At 71.7% G+C, this 16,467-nt stretch carries 16 protein-coding genes and 1 pseudogene; 9 read left to right on the top strand and 8 right to left on the bottom strand.

The window, feature by feature from the left end:
- Window positions 1–54 precede the first annotated feature (54 nt).
- The 3 genes from OG595_RS03680 (at window position 55) to OG595_RS03670 (ending at window position 4,029) form a co-directional block, all read left to right on the top strand.
- The gene (locus tag OG595_RS03680; RefSeq protein WP_329267706.1) at window positions 55–1,479 is read left to right on the top strand and encodes a BNR repeat-containing protein; all 1,425 of its coding nucleotides are present in this window, start codon (window positions 55–57) and stop codon (window positions 1,477–1,479) included.
- Between the two features lie 91 nt (window positions 1,480–1,570).
- Complete coding sequence (locus OG595_RS03675) at window positions 1,571–2,602, top strand: LacI family DNA-binding transcriptional regulator (protein ID WP_329267704.1); 1,032 nt, start codon at window positions 1,571–1,573, stop codon at window positions 2,600–2,602.
- 122 nt (window positions 2,603–2,724) lie between these two features.
- Entirely contained in the window at window positions 2,725–4,029 is a 1,305-nt protein-coding gene (locus tag OG595_RS03670) for an alpha/beta fold hydrolase (RefSeq protein ID WP_329267702.1), read from the top strand.
- Window positions 4,030–4,043: 14 nt separating this feature from the next.
- Here OG595_RS03670 and OG595_RS03665 read toward each other — a convergent pair whose 3' ends face one another.
- The gene (locus OG595_RS03665; RefSeq protein WP_329267699.1) at window positions 4,044–4,244 is read right to left on the bottom strand and encodes a DUF5999 family protein; all 201 of its coding nucleotides are present in this window, start codon (window positions 4,242–4,244) and stop codon (window positions 4,044–4,046) included.
- A gap of 105 nt (window positions 4,245–4,349) precedes the next feature.
- Complete coding sequence (locus OG595_RS03660; protein WP_329267697.1) at window positions 4,350–5,825, bottom strand: cytochrome P450; 1,476 nt, start codon at window positions 5,823–5,825, stop codon at window positions 4,350–4,352.
- A 107-nt stretch (window positions 5,826–5,932) separates the two neighbouring features.
- On the opposite strand from OG595_RS03660, the gene OG595_RS03655 reads away from it, so the two are divergent.
- Together OG595_RS03655 and OG595_RS03650 are read left to right on the top strand one after the other, a co-directional pair.
- The gene (locus OG595_RS03655) at window positions 5,933–6,541 is read left to right on the top strand and encodes a TetR/AcrR family transcriptional regulator (RefSeq protein WP_329267695.1); all 609 of its coding nucleotides are present in this window, start codon (window positions 5,933–5,935) and stop codon (window positions 6,539–6,541) included.
- 105 nt (window positions 6,542–6,646) lie between these two features.
- The gene (locus tag OG595_RS03650) at window positions 6,647–7,372 is read left to right on the top strand and encodes a DUF2470 domain-containing protein (protein WP_329267693.1); all 726 of its coding nucleotides are present in this window, start codon (window positions 6,647–6,649) and stop codon (window positions 7,370–7,372) included.
- Window positions 7,373–7,417: 45 nt separating this feature from the next.
- Here the strand turns inward: OG595_RS03650 and OG595_RS45285 are convergent.
- From OG595_RS45285 to OG595_RS03635, 3 genes and pseudogenes are all read right to left on the bottom strand, one after another.
- Window positions 7,418–7,513 (bottom strand): annotated as a pseudogene (locus OG595_RS45285) (hypothetical protein); the annotation flags it as partial.
- Window positions 7,514–7,766: 253 nt separating this feature from the next.
- Window positions 7,767–8,810 (bottom strand): hypothetical protein, encoded by a 1,044-nt coding sequence (locus OG595_RS03640; RefSeq protein WP_329267691.1) that lies wholly within the window; start codon window positions 8,808–8,810, stop codon window positions 7,767–7,769.
- A 67-nt stretch (window positions 8,811–8,877) separates the two neighbouring features.
- Complete coding sequence (locus OG595_RS03635) at window positions 8,878–10,143, bottom strand: FUSC family protein (RefSeq protein ID WP_329267689.1); 1,266 nt, start codon at window positions 10,141–10,143, stop codon at window positions 8,878–8,880.
- 162 nt (window positions 10,144–10,305) lie between these two features.
- On the opposite strand from OG595_RS03635, the gene OG595_RS03630 reads away from it, so the two are divergent.
- From OG595_RS03630 to OG595_RS03620, 3 genes are all read left to right on the top strand, one after another.
- Window positions 10,306–11,202 (top strand): DUF3626 domain-containing protein, encoded by an 897-nt coding sequence (locus OG595_RS03630; RefSeq protein ID WP_443072951.1) that lies wholly within the window; start codon window positions 10,306–10,308, stop codon window positions 11,200–11,202.
- 87 nt (window positions 11,203–11,289) lie between these two features.
- Entirely contained in the window at window positions 11,290–12,261 is a 972-nt protein-coding gene (locus OG595_RS03625) for a phosphotransferase family protein (RefSeq protein WP_329267687.1), read from the top strand.
- A gap of 38 nt (window positions 12,262–12,299) precedes the next feature.
- Window positions 12,300–12,962 (top strand): M15 family metallopeptidase, encoded by a 663-nt coding sequence (locus tag OG595_RS03620; RefSeq protein ID WP_329267685.1) that lies wholly within the window; start codon window positions 12,300–12,302, stop codon window positions 12,960–12,962.
- A 334-nt stretch (window positions 12,963–13,296) separates the two neighbouring features.
- On the opposite strand, the gene OG595_RS03615 is transcribed toward OG595_RS03620, so the two are convergent.
- Window positions 13,297–14,259 carry an SDR family NAD(P)-dependent oxidoreductase gene (locus OG595_RS03615; protein ID WP_329267683.1) on the bottom strand — a complete coding sequence of 321 codons (963 nt, stop codon included), beginning with the start codon at window positions 14,257–14,259 and terminating at the stop codon, window positions 13,297–13,299.
- 34 nt (window positions 14,260–14,293) lie between these two features.
- On the bottom strand, window positions 14,294–15,430 hold the full coding sequence (locus OG595_RS03610; protein WP_329282616.1) for a PHP domain-containing protein: 1,137 nt from the start codon (window positions 15,428–15,430) through the stop codon (window positions 14,294–14,296).
- A 168-nt stretch (window positions 15,431–15,598) separates the two neighbouring features.
- Here OG595_RS03610 and OG595_RS03605 point away from each other — a divergent pair, with 168 nt between their 5' ends.
- Window positions 15,599–15,838: a hypothetical protein gene (locus OG595_RS03605; protein ID WP_329267681.1), complete on the top strand. Its 240-nt coding sequence runs from the start codon at window positions 15,599–15,601 to the stop codon at window positions 15,836–15,838.
- Window positions 15,839–15,851: 13 nt separating this feature from the next.
- Here OG595_RS03605 and OG595_RS03600 read toward each other — a convergent pair whose 3' ends face one another.
- Window positions 15,852–16,373 (bottom strand): VanZ family protein, encoded by a 522-nt coding sequence (locus OG595_RS03600; protein ID WP_329282614.1) that lies wholly within the window; start codon window positions 16,371–16,373, stop codon window positions 15,852–15,854.
- Between the last annotated feature and the right edge of the window lie 94 nt (window positions 16,374–16,467).

Below are 16,467 nucleotides of genomic sequence, written 5' to 3'. Positions count from 1 at the left end.
CCTCCCCCCACTCCCGTCCTTCCGCTCATTTCGCAAGACAACGGAGTCCCCGAGATGAAAAGACGTACGTTGCTGGGCGCCGCCCTCGCCGGCGCCGTGGTGACCCCCGCCTTCGCCGTCGGCAGTGCCCGCGCCGCCGACCCCGGCCCCTCGGTCACCCAGACCGGCAACACCACGCTCGACTCCCAGGCCGTCTTCTTCGTGTCGTACGACGGGCTGGTCAACAACAACTCGTTCCAGAAGAACGGTCTGCTGACCTACAAGGGCTACCAGTACGCGGTCTGGTACACCGCCGACAAGAACGCCGTCGTCGGCCGCCGCGTCCTGGGCGGCACCACCTGGTCGACGGTCCAGGTGGGGCACACCCTCAAGTCCAGCGACTCGCACAACGTCATCTCCATGGGTGTCTCCAAGACCGATGGCCGCCTCCACCTCAACATGGACTCGCACAGCGACGGCTTCACCTACGTCAAGTCGGTGGCCGGGCTGATGGACAACCCGTCCGGGCTCAGCTGGATCGCGTCCCGCTTCGGCACACCCCAGTCGACGCTCGACGGACTCGCGCTCACCACGCAGTTCACATACCCGCAGTTCGTCTCGACGCCCGAGGGAAAGCTCCAGCTCAGCTACCGCGTCGGCATCTCCGGCAACGGCCGCAACGCGCTCGCCGAGTACGACGGCACATCCTGGACCAGCCTCGGCGAGTGGACCAGCTCCACCGGCACGTACACCAGCGAGCACGGCTCGTCGACGGTCCGCAACATGTACCTGCACGGCATCGACTACGACAAGAACGGCCGCCTGCACTCGTTCTTCACCTGGCGCGAGCAGAACGGCGCCGTCATGTGCAACAGCGGCGGCATCACCAACCACGACACCGGTTACGTCTACTCCGACGACCGGGGCCGCACCTGGCGCAACAACGCGGGCACCCTCGTCGGCACCACCGGCGCCTCCGACAAGGTCGCGGTCACCGACAGCGGCCTGGTGGTCGACGCGCTGAACCCGGACCACTCCCTGATGAACCAGGAGAGCCAGTTCACCGACTCGTCCGGCCTGCCGCACGCGATCATCAGCTACGTCCCCGGCCGCTTCGGCCAGTGCACCACCAACTACGTCACCAACCGCACCGCCAACGGGCGCGCCTTCCACCTGCGCAAGAACTCCGCGGGCACCTGGCAGAAGACCGAGATCCCGGTCCCGCTCAACTCCAGCCAGCGCACCAAGCTGGTCCTCGACAAGTACGACAACGCCTACGCGATCTTCCCGTTCGGGCGGATAGCCGGCGCCTCGAAGTCCTCCGGGTACACCGACTGGACGGTGCTGTTCGACGGCAGCGGTCTGACCGCCTTCGGTGAGGTCGTCGTCGACGAGACGCGAATAGCCCAGGACAACGTCCTTTCGGTTCTCTACCAGGAGACGTCGAGCGGTACGACCCCCTCGGCGCTCCATGTCGTCGACTTCCGGCTTCCCACGTGACCGGAATGATCAGCGGATTAGTCAAGGCCGGGCAGGCCGCTAATGTAAAGGTCTGCCCGCCACCGCACGTTTCCCTGGAGGTCCCCGCCTGATGGCCCAGCCGGTGGGTATCAAGGACGTCGCACGCGCTGCCGGAGTCTCCGTCGGTACGGTCTCGAACGTCATCAACCGCCCGGACTCGGTCGCCACCGAGACCCGGGCCCGTGTGCTGTCCGCGATCGACCGCCTCGGTTACGTCCGCAGCGAGTCGGCCCGTCAGCTGCGCGCCGGGCGCAGCCGGATCATGGGGTTGCTCGTCCTCGACATGGGCAACCCCTTCTTCGTGGACGTGGCACGCGGTGCCGAGCGGGCCGCGCGGGACGCCGGGCTCGGTGTGATGGTCTGCAACAGCGCGCAGAGCGCCGGTGAGGAGGCCGACTACCTGTCGCTCTTCGCCGAGCAGCGGGTGCGCGGAGTGCTGCTCACCCCGGCCGACGCCACCGGCCGCAACATCGAGTCGTTCCGCCGGCACGGCATCCCCTTCGTCCTCGTCGACCGGGTCGCCGAGGGCACCACCGAGTGCTCGGTGTCCGTGGACGACGTCGCGGGCGGCGCACTGGCCGTACGCCATCTCGTCGACGCCGGACACCGCTCCATCGCGTACGTCAGCGGACCGCCCAGTTTCAACCAGGTGCGCGACCGCCGCACGGGCGCCATGAACGCGCTCGCCGAGGCCGGCCTCAGCCCCACGGCGCTGCGCGAGCTGCCCACCGAGCGCCTCGACGTCGCCGCGGGCCGGGACGCGGGCGCCCGCCTCCTGGGCCTCGCCGACCGCCCGACCGCCGTCTTCTGCGCCAACGACCTGCTCGCCCTCGGCGTCCTGCAGGCCATGTACGCGGCCGGTGTCGGCGTCCCCGACGACCTCGCGATCGTCGGCTACGACGACATCGAGTTCGCCGCCGCCGCGGCCGTCCCGCTGACCTCCGTCCGCCAGCCCGCCGTGACCATGGGTGCCCTGGCCGCGGAACTCCTCCTGGAGGAGACCGAGACGGAGGCGGAGATGGGCGGGAGGCGGCACTCCCACCGCAGGGTCGTCCTCCAGCCGGAGCTGGTCGTGCGCCGCTCCAGTCTGTCGGCGCGCTGACCCGGCACTGATCCACTATTCAGTACCGGATTGCGCACATCTGCATGATCCCGGGGCTCGGCAGCGCCCCGGACATGTGCTGAACTGGGGCGGCCTGGAATCCAACCGTCTCGGGAGCCCCGTTGACCGTCAGCTACCGCCAGCCCGGTGTCGTCCTCACCGACCGCCGCTTCACCGTGCCCCTGGACCACGACGACCCCGGGGGCGAGACCATCGAGCTGTACGCCCGCGAGGTCGTCGCCGGCGACAGGGCGGGCCGGGACGACCTGCCGTGGCTGCTCTACCTCCAGGGCGGTCCGGGCTTCGGGGCGAATCGTTTCGTCGGCCAGGGGGCCTGGCTCGGCCGCGCCCTGGAGGAGTTCCGTGTCCTCCTCCTGGACCAGCGCGGCACCGGCGCCTCCACCCCCGCCAACCGCCAGACGCTCCCGTTGCGCGGCGGCCCCGCCGAACAGGCCGCCTACCTGACCCGCTTCCGCGCGGACTCGATCGTCCGGGACTGCGAGGCCGTCCGCCCCTCGGTCACCGGCGGCGCCCCCTGGACCGTCCTCGGCCAGAGCTTCGGCGGCTTCTGCACGGTGAACTACCTGTCGACGGCGCCCGAGGGCCTGACCGCCGCCCTGATCACCGGCGGCCTCCCGTCCCTCGACGGGCACGCGGACGACGTCTACCGGGCCGCCTACCCCCGTATCGAACGCAAGGTCGCCGCGCACTACGCGCGTTACCCCCAGGACGTCGAACGGGCCCGCCGGATCGCCGAGTACGTGAGTGTCCACGAGCCGGTCCTGCCGAACGGCTACCGGCTGACCGTCGAGGCCTTCCAGTCCCTCGGCATCCTCCTCGGCGGCGGGGAGGGCAGTCACCGTCTGCACTACCTCCTGGAGGACGCCTTCGTCCGCACCCCGGGCGGCGCGGCCCTGTCCGACGCCTTCCTGGAGGAGGTCCAGGGCCACCTGTCGTACGCCGCCCATCCGCTCTACGCCCTCGTCCACGAGGCCATCTACGGCCAGGACGGCAGCCCCACGGCCTGGTCCGCCGAGCGGGTGCGCGCCGAGTTCCCGCAGTTCGACGCGGGCAAGTCCCTCGCGGACGACGGCCCGCTGCTGTTCACCGGGGAGTCGGTCCACCCCTGGATGTTCGACGTGGACCCGGCCCTGCGCCCGCTGCGCGAGACCGCCGAACTCCTCGCCGCCCACACCGACTGGCCGCCCCTGTACGACCGTGCGCGTCTCGCCGCGAACGAGGTCCCGGCCGCCGCGGCCGTCTACCACGACGACATGTACGTCGACACGGGCCACGCCCTGGAGACCGCGCGGGCCGTCGGAGGGCTGCGGACCTGGGTGACGGACGAGTTCGAGCACGACGGGGTGCGTGCGGGCGGTCCGCGGGTGCTCGACCGGCTGCTCGCCCTGACCCGCGACGAGGTGTGACGGCAGCCGGTTGCTCAGGCGGCGACGGCGAGTCCGCCGACGCCGCGCAGCGGGCCCACGGCCCGTCCGTCCGGCAGGAGTTCACCCGTGTCGTCGAAGACGATGGTTCCGTTGCAGAGCAGGTTCCAGCCCTGCTCGGGGTGGGCGGCGACGATGACGGCCGCGTCATGGTCCGGGCTGTCGACGGACGGGCACGGAGGCTGGTGGGTGCACATGGTCTCTCCCGCGTCTCAAGGTTCTGTCTCTGTCATAGCGGAGGTTGTTTTCCTCTGTATGTGGAGACACCGACACGCCGGGAAATTCAGCTGTGAGGTTGAGGCTCAGACAGCCGCCAACTCCGTTCCGGGGGAGCGGCGTTCGAGGTGCAGCCGCAGTCCCTCCGGTATCACCGTCAGCCGTTCCGCCACCCGCAGCCGGTAGTCCGGGTCGGGCTTCAGGTCGTAGCGGCGCAGCAGCAGACCGAGGACGAGTGTCGCCTCGTGCAGGGCGAACTGGCGGCCGATGCAGGCCCGGGCCCCGGTGCCCCAGGGCTTGAACGCGTGGGCGGGGCGGGCGCGTACCGCTGCCGCGTCGAAACGGTCCGGGTCGAAACGGTCGGCGTCGGCGCCCCAGACGGCCGGGTCGCGGTGCAGCAGCGGAGCGAGGACCAGGGTCCAGGCTCCCTGGCGCATCGGATGCTCGCCGCCGAGCACCGTGTCGTGGCGGGCTTCGCGGGCGAAGCCGGGGGCGGTCGGCCACAGCCGCAGTGACTCGTCGAGCACCCGGCGCACGTACCGCAGCTTGGCGACCTGGTCGTAGCCGGGGACGGCCGCCGTGCCCCAGACGCGGTCCACCTCGGCGCGGGCGCGGGCGGCGACCTCCGGGTGCCGGGAGAGGTAGTGCAGGGCGAAGGAGAGCGCGCCGGACGTCGTTTCGTGGCCGGCGATGAGGAAGGTGAGGACCTGCCGGCGCACGTTCTCCGGCGCGAGGCGTTCGCCGGTCTCCGGGTGGGTGGTGTCGAGCATGCGGTCGAGCAGGTCGCCGGTGCCGCCGCCCTCGCCGCCGGCCTCCCGCCGGGCCCGTATCAGCTCGTCGACCGTGCGGTTGAGGTACGCGATGCCCGCCTCGTTGCGGCGCGTGGCCCGGCGCAGCAGCAGCGGGGCGAGGGGTGCGGGGACGATGTTCAGATACTGGGCGTGGTTCAGGGCGCCCACCATCGCCGTCACGAAGGGGTGCGGGCGCTCGCGTTCGAAGGAGCCGAAGTCGTGCCCGAAGCCGGTGCGCGCGATCGTCTCCAGGGTCAGCTTCGTCATGTCGCCCGGCACGTCCACCGCACGGCCCGCGACCAGTTCCCGGTCCCAGTGGTCCGTGAGCCGCTCGGCCACGGCCAGCATCATCGGGTGGTAGCCCGCCATCGCCTCACGGCTGAATCCGGGGGCGAGGACGTTGTGCGCCAGCTGCCAGTTGGGCTCGTCGTTGTACGCGGTGAACAGGCCGTCCCCGGCGACCGGACGCAGGTTGGCCACCCCGAGGCCCACGTGCTTGGCGAAGCGCGACTCGTCCGCCAGATCGGCGGTGAGATCCGCGCCCCACACGAACACGATCTCCTTGCCGAACGCCCTGCGCCGGAAGATCGGGCCCAGGGGCAGCCCGATCCGCATCGAGTCCTGGAGGGGCGTACGGGGACTGACACCGACCAGGTCACCGAGCAGCGGGATCCGGTGCGGCGGACGCGGGATCCGGTGCAGTTCCGGCCAGTCCAGCTCGGCACTGCGGAATCCCCTGGACGGAGCGGTCCGGGTCGCCGTCTCGGTCATGACGCCATCTCCCTTGATGCGGCGGCGTGTTGATGCTGTTGTACGTGGATTCAATAACGGGGTCAGTCTGATCCCGCTGTTGAATCGGCGTCAAGTAAAGTGCGGGCATGGCCGCGAAAGAGGGTGCGCGCACGCGTCGGCGGTTGAGCACCGGCGAGCGTCGGGAGCAGCTTCTGGCGGTCGGTGCGCGGCTCTTCTCGGAGAGCCCGTACGACGACGTGTGGATCGAGCAGGTCGCCGAGATCGCCGGAGTCTCGCGTGGGCTGCTCTACCACTACTTCCCGACCAAACGGGTCTTCTTCGCGGCGGTCGTGGAGCGGGAGAGCGAGCGCATGCTGCGGATGACGGCCACCGTGCCGGGCGTTCCCGCACGTGAGCAGCTCGACGCGAACCTCGACGCCTTCCTCGCGTACGTCGAGGAGCACGCGCACGGCTATCGCGCCTTCCATCGCGCCGACGCGTCCGGCGACCAGGCCGTACGGAAGGTCTATCAGCGGGCGCTGGCCGCGCAGGAGCGGCAGATCCTCGCGGCGCTGGCGGCCGATCCGGAGTTCGGGCGGCTGTCCGAGGAGCGGCCCGAACTGCGGCTCGCCGTCCGCGGCTGGCTGGCGTTCACGACCGCCGTGTGCCTGGAGTGGCTGCGTGGCTCGGACCTGTCCCGGCAGCAGGTTCGGGACCTGTGCGCGCGGTCGCTGCTCGGCACCCTCGCGCCCTGAAGGCGCTCCGCCTCCGGCAGTGGAAACGCACGGGATCGTGGGAAGTGGTTGGCGTACACCCGGATCTTCGATAAGTTAGGCAAGGCTTACCTAAGGAGATCTGGGATGGGTGACAGTCAGACCTGGACGGCCGCGCCCGCCGCGGCGGAACGCGCGCGTTCGGTGCTCGCCGCCGCGTGGTCCTGCGCGGTGACCGCGGACGGCGGGCGCGAGGAGTTCGTCGGCGCGCACACCGTCCGCGAGGACGGCCGGGTGGTCCTGGACGTGCCGGCGGACAGCACACTGCTCGCCGCCGCCGTCTTCGCCCCGCGCGGCGAGCCCTCGGCCGTGCTGGAGTTCGCCGACGTCTCGCCCGTCCCCGTACGCAACCGGATCCGCGCCCGGCTGTGGATGGCCGGCTGGTTCTCCGTCGAGGGCGAGCAGCTCGCGTTCCGTCCGACGCGCGTGGTGCTGCGCCAGGCCTCCGGCGCCACCGTCGTCGACCTCGACGAGTTCACCGCCGCCGCGCCCGACCCGCTGGCCACCGCCGAGGCGGGACTGCTGAGCCACCTCGCCGACTGCCACGGCGACGCCGTCGAGCGCCTCACCCGTCTGGTCGAGCCGGACAGCCTGCACGGCGCCGTCAAGGTCCAGCCGCTCGCCGTCGACCGGCACGGACTCACCCTGCGCATCGAGCGCGCCCGCACCCACGGCGACGTACGACTGGCGTTCCACCAGCCCGCCGACAGCGTCTCCCAGCTCACCGAGCGCATGCACATCCTGCTCACCCAGGCCAGTGCCGCCACCTGCCCGCGCGCACTGCAACGGCAGCGCACGGACGACGACGGGTGACGCGAACGGCTCACCCACGAGCCGCAGTTCACCACTGGCGCGGTCTGCAGGGAAGCCGCTGACCGTACCCGAGCGCCGGTGCGCCGCGCACAACAGGTTCCCGTACGGCGGGAGGGCGATGTGGTGCGGGAAGCCGCCCACGATCGGCACCGTGCCGAGGAGCCGCGGACGGGCCCCGCCCGCCCCGACGGCGTACCGCGGCGGGCTTGTTGTACCCGCGGTTCGCCAACTACGCGTACCGTCCGTCCCCGTCCACCACGAACCGGGCCGGGCAGCTCACGTGCCCGTCCCCGCCGCCGCGCTCACGAACCGGCGCCTGCTCCAGCCGCCGCGCGCACCCCGCTCCGGCTCCGTACCACCGCTCATGAGCACGCATGATGCGATGGCGGCGCGGCTACCAGTCCCCGTCCTCCACCGGCTTCCCCGTCAGCGGCTTCACCTGCCCGGGCGACGGCGCCTGCCAGGGCTCGTGGTCGTCGCCGAGCCACTCGCCGACCGGCTGCACGGCCGTCAGGGGGTCCGTGGGAGCGAGGTCCTCCGCGTCCTGGTCGAAGTAGTCGAACCAGGGCAGACCTGCCCGCGTGTACGCGGCACGGTCCACGGGCGACGGGGGCGGCGCCTCGCCCGTGATGCGCCGCCACTCGGGCGGCGTCACGAGGTGCACGAACACGCGTCCGGCAGGGCGCTCGGACCATGCCTTGAGCGGCCGGTCGTCCTGGTAGACCTCCTGGCGCATGGAACCGCCGACGCCCAGACCCATCGCCGCCCCCGACCGCTGCGGCCCCGCCACACCGCCGGGCGCGGGCGGGGCGGCCATCGCCATGGGCGCCATGGGTACGGCCCCGCCGTAACCCCCGGTCGACGCGATCGCCGCCCGAGCCCGCTCCGCCCGCCGCTGTTCCTCCTCGCGCCACTTAGCCAGTTCCGCGTCGGTCAGCGGGAACGACTGGAGCTGTACGCCGCCCCACACCTCCTCGCCCGTGACCTGGCCCTCCACGGTCGCACCCAGCCCGAGCGGCACCGCCACGAACTGGCGGACCGTGCCCTTGCCCGAGTTGATGCCGTCCAGCCACGGCTGACGCGGCAGCACCACGTAGTTCTGCGGCTTCCTCGACAGCCGGTCGCTCCACGGCTTCCCCGACACCGCGCACACCTTGCCCACGCCCACCTGCAACGCGGCGGGCTGCGTCGTGCCCCCGAAACTCAGCCACATCGCCTCGCGCAGATACACCGGCAGCAGCACCCCGCCGCGCGCCCGCCAGGCCTCCGGCACCGTGTCGGCGTAGTCGGCGACCCTGCGGACCGGGAACTCGCCGAGCCCCGGCGGCAGCGGATGCGTGCCGGTCTCCGGCAGCCGGAGGGTGCGGATGAACCGTACGGCCACACCGCCCGGCAGCCTGAGTGTGTTCCCGTCGATCCGCACACCGGAGTCACCCATGCGCAGCCCCCTCAATCCCGGTCGGTGCCAGTCGTTCTGTTCCGTGCGACATCTCCATGCGACTACGTCACATAGAACGACGTGACACCGCCCTGCGGTTCCTGCCCGCCACGCGCACGTGCTTTCCGTACTTCCGCAGCCGGGTCACCCACGGCATCCGTTCCCGCTCCTCACGCGTGCAGCGGTCCAGCTCCTCCAGCAGCCGCCGGGAGCGGTGCTCCGTGTCCAGCTCGTCGAGGATGCGGTTGACCTCGGTCAGCACGGCACCGTGCAGCTGCCACTGCGCCGTGATCCCGGCGTTCTGCTGGATCTCCGCCAGCAGCAGCTGGGCCAGCTTGTCGCGGGTGGCCGTCGCGGCCCGGAGTTCGGTGGTCAGCCGGCTCTCGGCCGACTCGGCGCTGACACTGACGTCCGTGGTGACGAGGACCGCGAAACTGACCACGGCGTCGGCGATCTCGGCCAGCAGCCGCTCCAGCGCGGCACCCGTCTCCGGGGCGAACAGCCGCTCCGGCTCCCGTTCCTTGGCCAGGTCGGTGAGGCTGCGGGCGAGGACGCGCAGGACGACCGTGCAGATCTCCAGCGTGTCCAGGCCGGTGCGCAGCACCACCCGGTGCAGCAGGCCCTCCCGGACGCGCGGGTTGAGCCGCAGACTGTCCTCGGCCTGCTTCAGGGCCGCGTCCACCTCGACGATGTCGTGGTCGAGCCTGCGGGCCTCGTGCAGCCGGGCGGTCGCGTGGTCCACGGGGGTCCGGCCGGCCGCCTCCTCCCCCATGCGCAGCATCAACTGCCGTACCCGGCGCGCCAGCCCCTCGATGGACTCGCCGGCCGCGTCCACCCACACCGGTGGCGCGAACAGCAGATTGAAGGCCAGCCCGACGACAGCGCCGATCACGGTCTCCAGGACCCGCGCCCACGCCGTGTCCCCGACCCGGGTGACGCCGAGCACCAGCATCGCGCTGATCGCCACCTCGGGCACGAACTCACTGACCCGCACCAGATGCCCGACCGCCAGCGAGGCCAGGATGATCAGACCCAGGCTCCACCACGTCAGGCCCACCAGCACGCTGAAGCCGATCGCGATGACGACTCCGGCGACCACGGAGTTCACCCGGCGGATGCCGGTGGTGATCGTGGCGTAGAGGGTGACCTGGACGACCAGCAGCGCGGTCAGCGGGGCAGTGAGCGGCGCGGCCTCGGGGCTGAAACGGAGCGCGACGACGTACGCGATCGTCGCGGCGGCCGTCGACCGCAGGGACTGGACGACCACGGGCTCGCGGTGCTTTCGCACGAACCGGACGACGGACGCCGCCCACTCACCAGCTACTGCTCGCATGCGCGCGCACGCCTCCCTTCCCGCAAACGGACCGAGCGTACTCACCCGGATCCCCGGGCGCGCGGGATGCGGAGGGAGGCCTTCCTCACGCGATCAGGGAGTTTCCCCCGGTGACCAGAAAATTGTGGATCTTCGGGGCCGCCGGGTGATCTCCTGGTACGCATGATGGACGACCCCGATTCCGCGCACACGAAGGCACTCCGTCATGTCGCCTCCCTCTCCGCCGGCCCGGCCGTGCCCCCGGATCTCCGGGTGACCCTGAACTTCCACCCCGACCGCACGGTCCGCGAACTGCCCCTGCTGCGCGCGCTGGCGCAGGACGGCTTCTACCGCTCGCAGTTCGTCACCGGCACCAGCAACGGCGGGCTCACCGCCCGCCCCGGCGGCGACCGCTGGCGCTGGGAGAGCCGGATGTTCGCCGGGGCGTACGACAGTGCGCCCGCCCGACAACGCCCGGTGTACGGCGCGTTGAACTTCCGGCGCCAAGTCGTCGGCGCCGCACCGAGGTTCGGCTCCTCGCACTTCAGACTGACCGGCGCCGTCCTCGCGCGGTCCACCTTCTGCTACCCGGACAGCGCTGCGGAACCCGACCACTTCGGGGTCGCCGCCGGCATGTCCCTCGTCGCCCTCGCCGAGGCGGACACACAGGACGCGCTCGACGACTACATCGAGGCCCAGGTGCACGGCCCGGTCGCGCTCGGCGAGGACGTCGAGGCACTGGTCCTCGACGCGAGCTATCGCGGCACCCTGGTGGAGAAGGCGGCCCGCGCCCTGCCCGTACCGCTCGAATGGCACCCCGGATACCGGCTCTCCGTAGGTGAGTTGCGCCACCGCGCCGACTACCGGGGACCCGAGTACGTCGAACTGGGCGCCCGGATCGCCGAGGACGGCCACCTCGACCCACGGATCATCGGCGACGCGGCACGCACCGGACGCCACGAACTCCAGCACCTGAAGATGGTGTGGCACTGCCTCGCCCGCTTCGGCGCCCCCGAGGGCGCGGGCACCGCCCGCTCCGCCCGGCCCCTCCCGCGCCCCGGGTCCGTCCGCGGCGGGTGAGGGCGGCCGACAGCGCCTTTCGTACCCTGTTACGGTGCCGCACGCAGCTTGCGGACGCGGCCGGTCGAGGCAGGGGAGGCACGGACGGTGAGCGATTCGTGGGAGCGGGCCAGGCAGGTCCTCGTGTCGGCGGGGCTGCCCCCGGACCACCTCGCGGACTGCCGTCCGCTCACCGGCGGGACGTACAACACCGTCGAGGAACTCCGGCTGGTCGACGGCGGCAGGTACGTCCTGAAGATCCCACCGCCGAACACCGTGCCGGGGCTGCGCCACGAGTCCCAACTGCTTCTGTCCGAGGCGGAGTTCTATCGTGCCGCCGACACGGTCGGCGTACCGGCGCCGAGTGTCGTGACCGCCGGGGACGGGCACCTGCTGATGACCGCCTGCCCGGGCGACCCGTGGGACGACTCAACGACCGGCGCCGAGCGGGCCCTGCTGAGGGGGGAACTGGGCGGCCTGGTGGCCCGACTGCACCAGGTCACCGGGCCCGCCTTCGGCTACCCCTCCGGCGCCCTCGGGCCACTCGCCCCCGACTGGCGTACGGCCTTCACGGCGATGCTCGACGCCGTGCTCGACGACGCCGTTCGCTACGACGCGTGGCTGCCGGTCCCGGTGGACGAGGTGGCCCGTACCGTCCGCGCCGCCTACGACACCCTTGACGAGGTCACCGTTCCCCGGTTGGTCCACTTCGATCTCTGGCAGGGGAACATCCTGGTGGACCGTTCGGCGGCCGTGCCCCGGCTCGGCGGCCTCATCGACGGCGAGCGCATGTTCTGGGGCGACCCGGTGGCCGACTTCGTGTCACTGGCACTGCTGGGGGACATCAGGGGCGACGAAGCATTCCTGAGGGGCTATCAGGAAGCCGGAGGACGCGTCGAGTTCGACGAGCCGACCTGCCGACGACTCGCTCTGTACCGCGCCTACCTGTACCTGATCATGCTCACCGAGACGGTGCCCCGGGCTGTGGGGGAGGAGCGCGTGAAGTGGACGCGGGAGGTGGTGGGGCCCGCGCTGGTGGGCGCGTTGGACGATCTCCCGCCCGCGCACCGCCCGTGCTAGGTGATCACCGGCGGCGGGAACCGGGAGATGATCCTGCCATGAGTGAGATCATCCTGATGTCCGACGCGAAGGTGGCCGCCGTACCCGTCTCGGAGTGCGGGGAGCGTCTGGTGGAGGTGCGAGGCGCCCTGCTCACCGACGACCGGCAGCAACGGGAGTCCGGCGGCGCCCAGTTCCGCCTGCGTCAGGGCGTCCTCGCCCGGCTGCTCGACGCGCAGACGCTGCTCCCCGACGGCATTCGGCTGCTGTTCGTCGAGGGCTACCGGCCGCCCGCCCTGCAACGCCGCTACTTCGAGGGGTACTCCGCCGAACTGCTGGCCCAGCACCCGGACTGGCCCGCCGACCGGCTCCGCTCCGCCGCCAGCCGCTATGTCTCCCCGCCCGAGATCGCCCCGCACAGCGCGGGCGCAGCCGTCGACCTGACCCTCGCCGACGCCGACGGCAACGAACTCGACCTGGGTACCGCCATGAACGCGAACCCCGAGGACAGCGCGGGCGCCTGCTACACCCACGCCGACAACATCGGCGTCGAGGCCCGCGCACACCGGGAGATCCTCGGGAAGGCCCTGAGCGAGGCCGGACTGGTGAACTACCCCACGGAGTGGTGGCACTGGTCGTACGGCGACCGCTACTGGGCCCTGACCACCGGCGCCCCCGCCGCGCTGTACGGCCCCGCGGAACTCGACGCGGGATCATCCTGATCGGTGGCTGGGTGGCTGGGTGGCTGGGTGGCTGGGTGGCTGGGTGGCTGGGTGGCTCGGTGGCTGGGTGGCTGAGCCACTCAGTGGATCAGCGGCCGAGTGGCTCAGCTACCCAGTGGTTCAGTGACCGAGTGGCCGGGCCACCCTGTGGTCGACTGGTTCAGTGACCGAGTGGCTGAGCCATCCTGTGGCCAGCGGCCCAGCGGCCCAGCGGCCCAGCGGCCCAGCGGCCCAGCGGCCCAGCGGCCCAGCGGCCCAGCGGCCCAGCGGCCCGGTGGTCGAGCGGCCCAGTGGCTGAGCCACCCAGTGGTTCAGCCGCCGAGCGGCCCAGTGGTTAGACCACGAACGCGTCCACCCCGGTCAGCCGGGCCGACAGCTCCCACAGGCGCGCCGCCTGCTCGGCGTCGACCGCGTAGTCCCGTACGCCGCTGCGCTCGTCGCCCGCCGAGGCGGGCTCGGCGATGTCGCAGTCCTCGCAGTACACGCCGCCCATACCGGCCAGCTGCGGGGAGGTCGCGGCCCAGACCTGGGTGGCAGCCCCCTGCTCGGGTGTCTTGACGCCCGCCAGGTCGGCCAGGTTGCCCTCGGCGTCCCGCCAGCCGCGCTCGATCTGCTCGGCGACGGGGATGTGGCGCTGGAGCGGGGTGAAGATGGCGCCGGGGTGGAGCGAGAAGGCGCGTACGCCCTTGTCGCGGCCGAGCCTGTCCAGGTGGACGGCGAACAGGACGTTCGCCGTCTTGGCCTGGCCGTACGCCTCCCACTTGTCGTAGCCGCGCTGCCAGTGCACGTCGTCCCAGCGGATGCCGGCGAAGTGGTGGCCGCGCGAGGAGACGGAGACGACGCGGGCGCCGCCGGGCTCGATGGCCGGCCACAGCCGGTTGACGAGCGCGAAGTGGCCGAGGTGGTTCGTCGCGAACTGGGCCTCCCAGCCGGGTCCGACCCGGGTCTCGGGGCAGGCCATGATCCCGGCGTTGTCGATCACGATGTCGAGGACGCGTCCGGAGGCGAGGAAGCGGTCGGCGAAGGCGCGCACGCTCTCCAGGTCGCCGAGGTCCAGCGCGTCCACCTCGACGCCCTCGACATCGGCCAGCGCTTCCCGGGCGGTCTCCGGGCGGCGGGCGGGAACGACGACCCGGGCGCCCGCCCTGGTGAGCGCCCGGGTCGTCTCCAGGCCCAGGCCCGAGTAGCCGCCCGTGACGAGCGCGAGCCGCCCGGAGAGGTCGATGCCCGCGAGGACGTCGTCGGCGGTGCTCCGGGCGTCGAAGCCCGAGCCGATCTTGTGCTGTGCGGTGGTCATGCGCGGCACGCTACGAATTGGAGTGCTCTCGAAGTCAAGCCGCGCCGCCGTCCTCCCCGAGACCATCCCCGTGGCCCTCTCCGAGGCGCGTCCCGAGGTCCGGCGGCAGCCTGCGCTCCCGCGTCCAGGCCAGCAGATCGTCCACCGGCCAGGTCGTGACCACCCGCTCGGCCGGTACACCGCACTCCTCGGCGCGGGCGCACCCGTGGATCTGCCAGTCCAGCTGGCCGGGCGCGTGCGCGTCGGTGTCGATGGAGAACAGCACGCCCGCCGCCACGGCCCGCCGCAGCAGCCGGCGCGGCGGGTCGAGCCGCTCCGGCCGGCTGTTGATCTCCACGGCCGTGCCCGTCTCGGCACACGCGGCGAACACCGCGTCCGCGTCGAACTCCGACTCCGGCCGTGTACGGCCCCCGCCCCGCTCTCCCCGCCCGCCACCGCCACCCCGCGGCTCGGGCCCGACGAGCAGCCGCCCGGTGCAGTGCCCGAGCACGTCCGAGCGCGGATCGCGTACGGCGGACACCATCCGGCGGGTCATCGCGCGCGCGTCCATGCGCAGCCTGGAGTGCACGGACACCACGACCACGTCCAGCAGGTCCAGCAGCTCCGGGTCCTGGTCCAGGGAGCCGTCGTCGAGGATGTCGCACTCGATGCCGGTCAGCAGTCTGAACGGTGCCCAGGTCGTGTTCAGTTCCCCGACCAGGGCCAACTGCTCGCGCAACCGCTCCGCGGACAGGCCTCGCGCCACCGTGAGACGCGGTGAGTGATCCGTGAGCACGGCCCACTCGTGCCCGAGCCGCGCCGCCGTGCGGCCCATCTCCTCGACCGGGCTGCCGCCGTCGGACCAGTCGGAGTGCAGGTGGCAGTCCCCGCGCAGCAGCGCCCGCAGCCGCTCCCCGTCCCGGACAGGCGGGGCCACCCCCTGCTCGCGCTCCAGCTTCTCCAGGTAGGCGGGCACCTGCCCGGCCAGCGCCTCCCGCACCACCTGCGCGGTCTTCGGGCCGATGCCTTTGAGGGACTCCAGCGTGCCGGTGCCGGACCGCTGCCGTATCTCGTCCGGGGACAGCTCCGCCAGCACGCCGATCGCGGTTCGGAACGCCCGTACGCGATACGTGGGCGCCAGGGAGCGCTCCAGCAGGAAGGCGATCCGGTCCAGCGCCTCCACGGGATCCATCGCCATGACCATCGTCACCTCCGCCTCCAGCGTCGCGCGGGCTCGGCGGGTCCGCACCACGGAGATGCCGAGGAGCGGACGTGTGGAGGGTATGGAGGGGGCGAGGCAGGCGTTCCGGAACTATTCCTGGCCGGTACATGATGGCCGGATTCGCTCTACGCTCGATGCATGACCGAAATAGCGAGCCCCTACATGTCCCATCCGCGGATCATGGTGCTCGGGGTACAGCCGGGCGTCCCGCCGTTCCGGATCGTGGAGATCGACGGTGAGGTGGCCGGAGCGGCGCGGACGCTCACCGACGTGCTGAGGGTCGCCGCCTCGGCCGGCATCACGGTCCATGATCTCGACGATCCGGACACGGTCCGCTGGGTCGGCGGCGACAAACTCACCTGGACGAGGCCGGGGTAGCCGGCCCGGCGGGCTATGCCTTCTGCCGCTTCGGCGCGTGCACCGCGCGGCTGAGTCGACGGCCGAGGAGCAGGTAACCGATCAGCGCGCCCGTCGTGTTGAGGATGACGTCGTCGATGTCGAAGGCGCGGCCTGTGATCATCGCGCCCTGGGCCACCTCGACCATGAGCATGACGATGGCGGTCAGGAACACCACGCGCAGGACTCCCCGGGTCCGGGGCGCGATGACGGGCATCAGGATGCCGAAGGGCACGCCGAGCAGCAGGTTTCCGCCGATCTGCCGGATGGCGTCCCGCATTTCGGGCTGGTCGAGGTAGGCGCGCAGCGAGCGGCCCGGATGGAAATTGGTGTGGGTCAGTGCCACGGACGCCGGGGACGGCTCAAGTGTCAGCCTGGCCAGGATCACGGCGAACGCCACCATGAACACGAAGGCGCACAGAACCGTCAGCACCCGGGCCAGGAAGGCGAACGGCCGACGCTTCGGCCGGACCTGCTCGGGCGCCGGGTCCGGAGCGGCCTTCGGGTTCCTCCGGATCTTCGACGAGAACTTCGAGGAGAACCCCGACGACCCCTTCGCCCCCTTCGAACCTTTCGGTCCCTTGGGCGACTTGGGAGACTTGGGTGTGGAC

Origin of the sequence: Streptomyces sp. NBC_01451 (assembly GCF_036227485.1) — a bacterium.
In the GTDB taxonomy this organism is placed as follows: Bacteria; Actinomycetota; Actinomycetes; order Streptomycetales; family Streptomycetaceae; genus Streptomyces.
This window is presented reverse-complemented; position numbering and strand designations above follow the sequence as displayed.

Bases quoted from the DNA above. Each gene is read 5' to 3' on its own strand.
- OG595_RS03665 (WP_329267699.1), bottom strand. From the start codon at position 4,244: ATGTGCACCCACCAGCCTCCGTGCCCGTCCGTCGACAGCCCGGACCAT.
- OG595_RS03650 (WP_329267693.1), top strand. From the start codon at position 6,647: ATGGGTGACAGTCAGACCTGGACGGCCGCGCCCGCCGCGGCGGAACGC.
- OG595_RS03660 (WP_329267697.1), bottom strand. From the start codon at position 5,825: ATGACCGAGACGGCGACCCGGACCGCTCCGTCCAGGGGATTCCGCAGT.
- OG595_RS03620 (WP_329267685.1), top strand. From the start codon at position 12,300: ATGAGTGAGATCATCCTGATGTCCGACGCGAAGGTGGCCGCCGTACCC.
- OG595_RS03655 (WP_329267695.1), top strand. From the start codon at position 5,933: ATGGCCGCGAAAGAGGGTGCGCGCACGCGTCGGCGGTTGAGCACCGGC.
- OG595_RS03630 (WP_443072951.1), top strand. From the start codon at position 10,306: ATGATGGACGACCCCGATTCCGCGCACACGAAGGCACTCCGTCATGTC.
- OG595_RS03605 (WP_329267681.1), top strand. From the start codon at position 15,599: ATGACCGAAATAGCGAGCCCCTACATGTCCCATCCGCGGATCATGGTG.
- OG595_RS03675 (WP_329267704.1), top strand. From the start codon at position 1,571: ATGGCCCAGCCGGTGGGTATCAAGGACGTCGCACGCGCTGCCGGAGTC.
- OG595_RS03635 (WP_329267689.1), bottom strand. From the start codon at position 10,143: ATGCGAGCAGTAGCTGGTGAGTGGGCGGCGTCCGTCGTCCGGTTCGTG.
- OG595_RS03680 (WP_329267706.1), top strand. From the start codon at position 55: ATGAAAAGACGTACGTTGCTGGGCGCCGCCCTCGCCGGCGCCGTGGTG.
- OG595_RS03610 (WP_329282616.1), bottom strand. From the start codon at position 15,430: ATGGATCCCGTGGAGGCGCTGGACCGGATCGCCTTCCTGCTGGAGCGC.
- OG595_RS03615 (WP_329267683.1), bottom strand. From the start codon at position 14,259: ATGACCACCGCACAGCACAAGATCGGCTCGGGCTTCGACGCCCGGAGC.
- OG595_RS03640 (WP_329267691.1), bottom strand. From the start codon at position 8,810: ATGGGTGACTCCGGTGTGCGGATCGACGGGAACACACTCAGGCTGCCG.